This window comes from Nitrincola nitratireducens, from assembly GCF_000585235.1.
In the GTDB taxonomy this organism is placed as follows: domain Bacteria; phylum Pseudomonadota; class Gammaproteobacteria; order Pseudomonadales; family Balneatricaceae; genus Nitrincola; species Nitrincola alkalisediminis.
In genome coordinates this window covers 1-10,782 of record NZ_AONB01000036.1, presented here as the reverse complement: position 1 = coordinate 10,782, position 10,782 = coordinate 1, and the positions used below count along the sequence as shown (strand labels likewise).

Here is a 10,782-nt window from a genome sequence, read left to right as displayed (position 1 = left end):
AGTACTGATAGACTTTGGTGCAGCAAAAGAAACACTGGCTGATAAAAGCCATTCTGTTGTTGTTACCCCAGGTTATGGCTCCCCAGAGCAATACAGCTCGAAATCAAAATTATTACCCGCCACTGATCTATACGCGGTGGGCGCGACGCTTTACAAATGCCTGACAGCACAAACGCCAGAAGAAGCCAGTGCAAGATTACTTGACGATGACCACATACCTTTAAGTCAGTTACCGATAGCAGGGCTATGTCCATCTGGTTTAGTTACGCTAATCGATCAATGTATGCAGCTGAAGGGACAGAGCCGACCACAAAGTGCGGAACAAGCCAAATCACTGCTTGCCCAAATAACAGAACCACAACCCAAACAAGAACCAAAACAAGAACCAAACGAAAAAGAAACAAGCGATAACAAAAGCAACAAAGCCCAAATTCTAATCGGGATAGTCGCGTTGATGTTGTTAGTTGCAGGTGGTGGCTATGTTTACCTACAAAGTGAGGCTGATAAGCCGCAAGCGCTGGCACAACTTGTAGAGCAACGCACAGCTGAAGCACTCCAGCTTCAATGTGAACACTTGGTCGCATCTCCATGGGATCCTGATCGACCAGATGATGTCGTTGGTGTGGAATTCGAGGACATTCAATCACAAGCGGCCATCGAAGCCTGTAAATTAGCTGTTAACGCTAAACCTAATGATGTACGTCTCCAAGCCCTCTTTGGACGTGCATTGTCAAGCGATATAGAAAATGAAGATCAATCGGTTATCTGGTATCGCAAGGCGGCTGACCAAGAATATGCAATGGCACAAAATTCCATCGGTTTCATGTACCTAAATGGACAAGGTGTTGAACAAAGTGATGATCAAGCGCTAGCTTGGTTCCGCAAGGCCGCTGATCAAAAGTTTGCGGTGGCACAAAATAATCTCGGTGAGATGTACCGAACAGGTCGAGGTGTTGAACAAAGTGATGATCAAGCGCTAGCTTGGTTCCGCAAGGCCGCTGATCAAAAGTTTGCGGTGGCACAAACTAATCTCGGTTGGATGTACCAAAATGGACGAGGTGTTGAACAAAGTGATGATCAAGCGCTAGCTTGGTTCCGCAAGGCCGCTGATCAAAAGTTTGCGGTGGCACAATTTAATCTCGGTGGGATGTACCTAAATGGACGAGGTGTTGAACAAAGCGACGGAGAAGCTGTGGTCTGGTACCGCAAGGCTGCTGATCAAGGGTATGCAGAAGCACAATTTAATCTCGGTTGGATGTACCAAAATGGCCGTGGAGTAGATCAAAGCGATGAGCAAGCAGTGAATTGGTACCGCATGGCCGCTGATCAAAAGTTGCCGGCGGCACAAATTAATCTCGGTGAGATGTACCTACATGGACGAGGTGTTGAACAAAATGATGAGAAAGCGGTGGAATGGTACCGCAAAGCGGCGGAGCAAGAGTTTGCACAGGCACAATTTAATGTCGGTGCAATGTTCGAGACAGGCCGGGGTGTTGAGCAAAGCGATGAAGAAGCTGTGGTCTGGTACCGAAAGGCGGCGGAACAAGGGCATTCTACAGCACAATTTAATCTCGGTGTGATGTACCGAACAGGTCGAGGTGTTGAACAAAATGATCAATTGGGGTTGGATTGGTACCGAAAGGCGGCAGAGCAAGGAAATGCTAACGCACAACAAATCCTTATTAATTTAGGTATCCGATAAATTTTAAGAATATATATCACTAGATACCTTAATTATGAAATGAGCTTACTAGATGGCAAAAGAAATCAAAGTGAAGATCGGTCGCTATTATGGTGCTGAAGTTGACCTAAACATAGATAATGACTCAGTGAGTCGTGTTCATGCCGAGGCTTGGTATGAACCAGCCCTTGAAATGGTGGTGGTAAAAGACCTTGGCAGTGTCAATGGGACCAAACCCTCGGGTGAATCTAAGATTGCTGGTGACACCATTCGAGTAGGTTATGGGGGGGGGGTGAGTTTGGGTGAGGTCGAGTTGCATTATGACCAGCTCAAGTCCTGTATTGATGCAAAAGTTGCGAAGATTAACGAGGCGCAACTAAAACAACAGCAAATCGAAGTGAAAAAGCGTCAAAGATCACGGTTGCTGATTGGTACATTGACTGGATTGGTGATAGTGATTACTGGGTTTTTCTATTTTAAGCTTTCCGCTAATAAACAATCAGTTGAAGCTTCGGTAGAAGAGTTAGCGCGAGCATTAAAAGAGGTTGATGTATTGATGCGAAACCCTCCGGTTGTAGAACTTGAGGTGATGCATAGTCATGAAATGATTAACTCATTTATTGCGTATACTGATGGTACAGCAATCGATACGCGAACGGGATTGATGTGGAGCCGATGTTTATTAGGACAAACTTGGCAAGAAGCGAACAAATCCTGTGAAGGAAGTGCGGCCACCTATCGTGGGGATCGTTCGATAGCAGCCGCGGAGATCGCTAATCAAGCGACACAGATAGGCAAAAGCAATTGGCGCGTGCCAAATAGAACCGAACTTTTAACTCTGGTACAAGGGATAGAACCAAACGATTATGAAGCGGTTTTTTCAAATGACCCAATGGGATTTGTTTGGTCAAGCACGGTTAAACGTAATGCACACTCACATTGGAACGTGAATTTTGCAGATAATAATATGTATTGGAACACCAATGGCTATCTACATTATGTACGATTAGTTAGAAATGTAGATTGATTTAAACAAAAGAAGGGTATTTTTATGACAGTTAAAATTGATGTAACAAGGCGGCTGGCTGAAGAAAATAATAAATCAATGGATGATGTTGAAACCCATAAAATGGGTGATAAACAAAACCAAGTAAATAGTTTTACAGAAAAAACAGATTATATTGACGATAGAGGTAAGAATACAAACATCAATAATGCCCCAACAGAAAAAACCAACGAAACAGATGAAGTAACACGAATTTTTAGACCGAACGCGGGCGTTGCGACGGAAAATATGAATACTACGGCGACTGATTATATGACTGATCCAGTGGTAGGTTGGGTTGTCGTTGTTGATGGTCCAGGCAAAGGCTCGGCGTTACCTTTAGGGTATGGCATGAATACCATCGGACGGGCAAACTGTCGAGTAAACCTGAATTTTGGTGATCTAGATATCTCTCGTGAACCGCATGCAAGTATTACCTATGATCCAAGAGGACGTGCTTTTTATGTCAATCATGGTGGGGGTAAAAACTTAACCTACATGAATGATGCACCGGTACTACAACCACTCATTTTAAATGGTGGAGAAGTGATTAATCTTGGTTTAACTGCATTAAAATTTGTTCCATTTTGCTGCAAAGAGTTTGATTGGCAGGATCTTAAATAAAACTTAGTTTTAAATACGTACAGGAGTGGTGTCACTCCTGATTTTTATAATTAACGGAAATAATATGTCTGAAATTAAGCGGATTTATTTTTTTGTAAGTGCAATGCTTTTAAGTATCTTTTTTTTGATTGTAATGTGGGTTTTTATGCCAGAAAAGCCAATTTTTACAGTGTTGTTTGGGCAGGGAACAAATGGCTACCCCTATAGTATTCACAATTTGATGTGGGTGATTTTATTTGTTGGTTTTGGTGAGTTGGTATATAGATTAGATGTTGTTTTTAAAAATAAAGATCAATTGAAAAGTAATTTATTGCCTGAAGATGATCACACTGTACTCACGGTTAAAGAATTAGGACCCTTTTATAAAAAGTTGAAAGCATGTGAGCATCTTCCGATGTTTCTACCTAAAATGGTATTACGAGTCATTACACAATTTCAAACATCAAAATCAGTTGAGCAAGCTCAAAACTTACTCAATATAAGCATAGATTTAGTTCAACATGAAATGGAACTTAAATACAACATGTTGCGCTATTTAATGTGGCTTATTCCAACACTTGGATTTATTGGGACAGTGCTTGGAATATCATCAGCTCTAATGTATGCCGGCACAGTTCCGCCCGACAGTGAAGGGCTATTAACTGAAGTGACTTTGCAATTGGGTGTTGCGTTTCACACTACGTTACTAGCGCTTATCATGTCTGGTGTGTTGATGTTTTTGATGAATATCATTCAGTCGATGGAAGAGCGTGTTATGAATGATGCTGGGCAGTATTGTTTGGATAATCTAATTAATCGCTTATATAACGAGAAAAACCATGCGCCAGATTAGCGCACTGGCGCACACTTCTTTTCTGATTCGTGCGCTAATGATACTAACGGCTCACTTTTTTATGGGCTTTTCATCACCAACTTATAGCGTAAGTTTTGATGTAGAGGAAACAGATAAAAAAGTGGTTAGGATTCTGCTTATCGACCCGAATGGTGGTGCAGGTTCTGGTTCGGGCGTTATTTTAACGCAAGATGGTTATATTTTAACAAATCATCATGTAGTTCAGTTTAATAATGAGCATGTACAGCCTGGACGGAAAGTACATGTGCTACAAAAAGGAATAGATGGGCATCGTGATTTTATTGAAGGTGTCGTCAAAGCAGTTGACATACATAGTGATCTAGCATTAATAAAAATTGATAAAAGGGGCCTTTCACATATTTCAATATCTTTTTCTGCACCATTAAAAGCAAGTACTGTTTATGCTTTTGGATTTCCAGGTGTGGCGGATCAAATTATAGGGTCAATGATAGATGACTTAAATGATATACAGCCTAACTTCATAGAAACGACCCTGACACAAGGTGTTATCAGTCGTCAGGTTTCTTCTAGAATGTCTGACAATCTGCAGGAGCGTAGTTGGTATCAACATAGCGCGGCGATTCACAGCGGAAATAGCGGCGGCCCTTTACTTAATAATTGCGGTGAACTGGTAGGTATTAATACCTTTGGTCATAAAGATGGTGTTGCAGCACTTTATTTTTCGAGTACACTAACGTATATCACTAAGTTTTTGAATGATTCAGGTGTGTCGTTCACACAGTCAACTGAGCCATGTAGTCACGCCTTTATAACACAATCATTAAATAGTTTACCTGCTTGGCTAATAGCTTTAATCATTGTTTTAATAGTGCTTTTTTTAATTACCATTTTCTTCGCAATCAAACAACCTAAGACCATTATAGAAAAAGTGTTTGAACCCTATACTGAATGGAATCGAAGAAAAAATAAGGAAAATAATGGCTATTCAAATGGTGGTGTTATTATTGAAAAGCCAACAGATCAACCTGTTTGGAAATTATTTAGCCCAATAGAAAATTCTATATTGCATACATTTAATACACTTTCAAATGACTCAAGTTGGTTGATAGGTCGTGATTCTAGTTTGGTAGATATTCGGATTAATGATTCTACAGTTTCAAAAGCTCATTTAAATCTGTTTTATTGTAATGATTGTTTTTTTATTGAAGATATAAATTCAACAAATGGAACGCGAATTAACGGCACTAAGATTGAAAAGTTTTGTCTTGTTCGTGTTGATGAAAACACGCGTATCCATTTAGGAAATTATGAGTTAATTCTTAAGAGGGACGCTGAGTGAAAAGGCAGTCAAGAGAAATTAATGTGTTTAGCATGTCAGCACTAGATTTGTTTGCGAGTGCGCTGGGTGCAATTATATTGGTCATGATTATTCTGTTTCCTTACTATTTGAATGTTTCACCGATTGATCCAAGTGATTTATATGATCAATTGCAAATCGCTGAGAAAAAAAATAAAGATCTTGAAGAGCAAAATAAAGAGCTAGAGAAGCAAGCGAAAGCGACTTATTTACTTATTACATTGAGTTGGAATTCTTCGCCAGATATTGACCTCTATGTACGTGATCCAAACGGGAATTTATTTAATTACAGTCGACATAACAGGGTTGAGGCTGGAGCATCAGCCCGACCCCACTTTCCTAATTCTGCGGCAGAGTTAAGTGAAGATGCTACACGTGGACCAGCTTCCGAAATTTGGGTCACGCCTAAAGCTGAAACCGGTAAATACGAAGTTTATTATCATTATTATACAAATGGTTCCACACCTGTGGTTTTGCAAGGTCGAATTTTTCACTCTAACGGGATAGATAAATTACCTCCTGTAACACTGAGAGGCAGGGCTAATGCCCCCGGCTTGCACGCTGCTACGATTCATGTGAATGATGAAGGTGATGTTCGTGTCGATTCGCACTTGTAAAAAAATTATTGGAGTATTAGTTAAATGAAAAGAGTGTTAATTGGAACCGGTGCAAACTGTGACTACAAGATTGTTGATAAAACAGTTAGCCGTCAACACGCAGAACTGATGATAAAAGATGATGGTACTTGTCTCATTATTGATCGTGTCAGCATGAATGGTACTTTTGTATGTGATCATTCTGGCCAATCACGTTCAGGATGGCGACGAATTACCCAAGAAACTGTTAGCACGAATGAGATTGTATTATTAGGTACTTATAAGCTTAGCATTGCTCAAGTTGTAGCAAGCCTTCAAAAAGATGTTAAGCCTAAACCAAAGCCTGAAAAGTTTATTCGTGATGAAAATGGCCACATAATACCAGCGAACTGAGGATCTTTGTATGTCAAATAGGTTAATACTATCCTATGGTTCAAGCACCCATCAAGGTGCAAGACCCTACCAAGAGGACAGTTGCTATTGGTTAGAAACTAATAAAAGTGGTTGCATAGGCTTTGTGTTGTCAGATGGCATGGGCGGACACGCTGCTGGTGATGTTGCTAGCAAAACTCTTGTTAAGGCTTATCGACAGGTGTTTTCTAAAGAAGTTACCTTAGATACACTGGTCTCCCAACTTAAAGCCTCAATGGATCTTGGCAACCAGCAGATTTGCGAGATTATTACCAAAAAGCCTGAGTTAACAGGCATGGGAGCGACTTATCTTGCAGGTTTTGTCTACGACAAAATACTCTATTGGATTAGCGTTGGTGACTCTCCGCTTTATCTCTATTCAAACGGTAAACTTCGCCAAGTTAACGAAGATCATTCGATGGCGCCAATTTTGCTTGAACGGGTAATTAAAGGTGAAATAACTCAGGAACAAGCCAGTAGTCATCCGCAAAAAAATTCGTTGATTTCTGTAGTGATGGGTGATCAAATTGAGAAGGTTGATCAACCCACAACTGGTATTGCTTTATCACCTGGAGATGTAGTAATTATTGCCAGTGATGGTATTCAAACCCTTTCAGAAAAAGAGATTGAACGTCTAGTCGAAAAATGGCAGCAGCACACCCCGCATGACGATTTAACAGATATGCTGTTACAGGCTGTATTAAATAAGAAAAATCCAAAACAAGATAATACAACCATTATGGTTGCTGCACTTATGCCAACTGACGGTAGTTTGTCTGATTTGCATGGTACACCATCAAATGCTTCAACCGCTAATCAGGTCAGTTGGAGTGCTTTAATGCGTGATGACGATCCTGTTATGGAACACTCATTCTCAAAAGAAAATATAACCGTTGTTAAGTGGGTCATTCTACTCCTTGTAATGATAGTCCTTGGCTTAGTTGCTTATTTTTATATTGATCGCCTAAAAGATGAAGCGCTTAGCCCAGAAGCAACTAAAGATCATCTTATTGAAAAATCGGCTGATTTTGATCAATCGATAGACCAAATATTTGATTCCACACTCATTGACGATTCAATTCAAGAGCCTATCCCAGTTTTAGAAGAGCCAGTGAATGATAGAGTTTCAGATAACGCCGATGCTGTAAGTGAAATGACTAATCAAGATAAGAAAGTTTCAGAAGGATAATGCAGTGAATCTCATTAAAGGCTCTCTTAATATTGCTCCCATTTGGAAACGTGCAATTGCAATTATAATCGATTCTATTATTTTAGGATTGATATATTGGATTATAGTTTCCGCTATATTGATTCTGAGTGTTTTTTCTATAGATATAGATGCGTTAATAGTTTTTGATTTGTTTCTTTTGATAGTGTGCCCGCCCATATATTTTGCAGTAATGCATAGCTCAACAAAGCATGCAACATTTGGTAAACAAATAATGAAGATTCAGGTTGTTCACCTTCAAGGGAATACGCTAACGTTTGGTCGCGCTTTAGGGCGAGAGGTTTTAAGGAATACCCTGGTTTTATTTACCTATTTTCTCGCGTTATTTACCCAAAATAAACAAACGCTACATGATTATTTAGTTAAAACCGTTGTGGTGAATAAATCCTCGAACCGTGGCTCTATTCCGTCAATTGACCCAATTCCTGACCCCATCCCAGCACCTCCGAATATTCCTGATGAACCCTCTGAAATTCCAAAACCATCACATAATGCCTGGGTGATTTCGGGATTTTGTAATAGTGGTGATGCAGTGCGTTTTTCTGTATCACAACAAGAACTCGAAGCGGGAATCGTGCTTGGTGGTCGAAAAACAGAGGATACCACGCACATCGTGCCTGATAATACAGTTTCTGGAAGACATCTACGACTTCGTTTGCAATTGGATACAGGGTCAACAAGTTTGATTCTTGAAGATCTTGACTCAATGAACGGTACTCTTGTCGATGAGCAACGATTACAGCCTCATCATCCTAAGCGGATTAGTTTGCAATCTAGAATCCAAATTGGTGGATCTGAAATTCAAGTTTCGCGGGGTTAAATTATGCAGAGCCGAAATACATTGTCACTAGGTACTCGTCTTGACCGCTATATTATTACCCAAGTTTTAGGTGCGGGTGGTTTTGGGGTGACCTATATGGCAGATGAGCCATCTTCAGGTCAAAAGGTCGCTATTAAAGAGTACCTTCCGATCGGTCTTTCATATAGAGATGAGACGATACCGTTAGACCGAACTCCAATATAAGTTTCAGTGATTTTGAATGGGGCTTAAACCGTTTTAAAGATGAAGCTTTTTCATTAGTGAGGTTTGAACACCCATCAATTGTAAAAGTGAAACGCTATTTTGAAGCGAATGGCACTGCATACATTCTCATGCCGTTCTATCCCGGAAAGGCACTTTCTTTTTACATTAAAAAAGGTATTCAGTTTAAGCCAGAAGAGGTCGAATTTATTTTCGATTTTATTATGCAAGGATTGGATTTAGTTCATAAAACGGGAATGGTACATCGGGATATCAAACCCGACAATATTCTGTTACTGGATAGCGGTTATCCATTGTTGCTGGATTTTGGCGCCGCACGTCAAAGATTAGGGGAGCATAGTCAGCAAATGACACGTGTTCTAACACCACCATATGCAGCCTATGAGCAGTATATTACTAATTCAAATATAGGAAGTTGGACTGATTATTATGGATTGTCAGCCACCCTCTACGAGTGTGTTACGGGCCAAAAGGTCATGGAAGTTATGGAGAGATTTAACACCTTATATGAAGGTAAAAATGATCCTTTAGTGCCAATAGCTATGTTAGCTAAATACAAACATAATGAGCGGTTTATTCAGATGCTTATAAATGGTTTACAGGTCGATCAAAAAGCACGCCCCAAAAACTATGATGAGTGGAAGTCCAGAGTCCATGGTACTAGTAAAACACAATATCTTAATTGGTAAAATTGACGGTCTTTCATTTTCATCATGAACAAAAGGCAAAGAATAAAATGAAAACTAAAACATATGATATCGCTAGCGCTATTCATATTGGCGGGCGAGAAGAACAGCAAGATAGCGTGAAGGTCTATACGCTCAATAACAATCACCTGCTTGTTGTGGCAGATGGCATGGGTGGGCATCGTGGTGGGCAGTTAGCATCCAAGATTGCGGTAGATGTTTGTGTAAAATGTTTTCAACAAGAAAAAGGTTCCCCAAGCAATCCAAAAGATTTTCTCAAGCAAATGGTGCATCACGCGAGTGAAGAGATTAAAACACAAGGTGAGTTACAAAATATTTCGCCAAGAACAACCCTTGTCGTCGCAATCATTCTTGGTAACCATGCCTATTGGGCGCATGTTGGTGATAGCCGTTTGTACTATTTCAAACAAAGTGTTTTTTCACAACGAACACGCGACCATTCTGTTGTGCAAATGCTGTTGGATACAGACCAAATCACCGAAGAAGAAATGGGCACTCACCCGGATCAAAACCGCCTGCTACAAAGTGTCGGTGGAGAAAACCCACCTAAGGTCTCTTTAGGTGAGACGGCACTCGAAGCCGGAGATGCACTTTTGCTGTGTTCTGACGGACTTTGGGAGAGATTTGACATACCTGAAATAACAAAAGCGATCAACTTGGAAGGAAAAGTGGGTATTGAAACATGGCCACAAAAAATGGTTGATGAAGCGGCTAAGCGTGGGGGGCCAAAAGGCGATAATATCTCACTCGCGGTCTACAAACACTATGGCAATAACAGTTCAAAGGTGCAAAATACACGAGTGTTAATCTCCGGACTCGTGTTTTTAACGCTTATGTTAGCAGTGGCAGCCTTCGCATTCTTTAAGCCTGCTGAGAAACCGATCCCAAACACAGAACCTACCCAAATAGAGGAGTTGACACGAACAGAGGAATCTATTTCTGACGATCTTAATTCCGTAGCACCTTATTCTGAAGCAGTGCCAGCTTCAAAGGTAGAGCCACCGTACACCGAAGCAAGCAATGATGATAATCAACGCGTTATTCAGGTGGAGTAGGAAGATGAATAAACCGACCTTCAACCACCGCACCTTACCGCAAGGTTATCAACTGGGTGATTATGTTATTCAAGACCTATTGGGCCAAGGTGGTTTCGGAATTGCCTACCTTGCTCAAGACATTCATTTACAGAACCAGGTGGTGATTAAAGAATACTTTCCTAGTGATTTAGCCAGTCGTGATGGACAAACAGTCAGTGCTTTGGGTACTAATGGACAAGT

The 10,782-nt window shown here is 40.6% G+C and carries 12 protein-coding genes; all 12 read left to right on the top strand.

Annotated elements, in window-relative coordinates; all coding sequences use genetic code 11:
* Positions 1-1,702, top strand: a 1,702-nt coding sequence (locus D791_RS19385; protein WP_202806913.1) for a protein kinase domain-containing protein, incomplete at its 5' end; no start/stop codon positions are given.
* Between the two features lie 52 nt (positions 1,703-1,754).
* Positions 1,755-2,708, top strand: coding sequence for an Lcl domain-containing protein (locus D791_RS19380; protein ID WP_051514683.1), 954 nt, complete (start codon positions 1,755-1,757; stop codon positions 2,706-2,708).
* 24 nt (positions 2,709-2,732) lie between these two features.
* Entirely contained in the window at positions 2,733-3,350 is a 618-nt protein-coding gene (locus tag D791_RS19850; RefSeq protein ID WP_202806912.1) for an FHA domain-containing protein, read from the top strand.
* A gap of 64 nt (positions 3,351-3,414) precedes the next feature.
* Positions 3,415-4,182, top strand: a complete 768-nt coding sequence (locus D791_RS18165) for a MotA/TolQ/ExbB proton channel family protein (protein ID WP_036514790.1) — start codon at positions 3,415-3,417, stop codon at positions 4,180-4,182.
* Positions 4,169-5,503, top strand: coding sequence for a trypsin-like peptidase domain-containing protein (locus D791_RS18160; protein ID WP_036514788.1), 1,335 nt, complete (start codon positions 4,169-4,171; stop codon positions 5,501-5,503). The genes D791_RS18165 and D791_RS18160 overlap by 14 nt, the downstream gene beginning before the upstream one ends.
* A gap of 32 nt (positions 5,504-5,535) precedes the next feature.
* Complete coding sequence (locus D791_RS18155; RefSeq protein WP_036514786.1) at positions 5,536-6,138, top strand: hypothetical protein; 603 nt, start codon at positions 5,536-5,538, stop codon at positions 6,136-6,138.
* A gap of 24 nt (positions 6,139-6,162) precedes the next feature.
* Positions 6,163-6,510: an FHA domain-containing protein gene (locus D791_RS18150; protein ID WP_036514783.1), complete on the top strand. Its 348-nt coding sequence runs from the start codon at positions 6,163-6,165 to the stop codon at positions 6,508-6,510.
* A gap of 10 nt (positions 6,511-6,520) precedes the next feature.
* The gene (locus tag D791_RS19375) at positions 6,521-7,717 is read left to right on the top strand and encodes a PP2C family protein-serine/threonine phosphatase (RefSeq protein WP_051514682.1); all 1,197 of its coding nucleotides are present in this window, start codon (positions 6,521-6,523) and stop codon (positions 7,715-7,717) included.
* A 4-nt stretch (positions 7,718-7,721) separates the two neighbouring features.
* Positions 7,722-8,576, top strand: a complete 855-nt coding sequence (locus tag D791_RS18140) for an RDD family protein (RefSeq protein ID WP_036514781.1) — start codon at positions 7,722-7,724, stop codon at positions 8,574-8,576.
* Between the two features lie 200 nt (positions 8,577-8,776).
* Positions 8,777-9,487, top strand: a complete 711-nt coding sequence (locus D791_RS18135) for a serine/threonine protein kinase (RefSeq protein WP_081763953.1) — start codon at positions 8,777-8,779, stop codon at positions 9,485-9,487.
* Between the two features lie 47 nt (positions 9,488-9,534).
* On the top strand, positions 9,535-10,560 hold the full coding sequence (locus tag D791_RS18130; protein ID WP_051514681.1) for a PP2C family protein-serine/threonine phosphatase: 1,026 nt from the start codon (positions 9,535-9,537) through the stop codon (positions 10,558-10,560).
* 4 nt (positions 10,561-10,564) lie between these two features.
* Positions 10,565-10,782, top strand: a 218-nt coding sequence (locus D791_RS18125; protein WP_036514778.1) for a hypothetical protein, incomplete at its 3' end; no start/stop codon positions are given.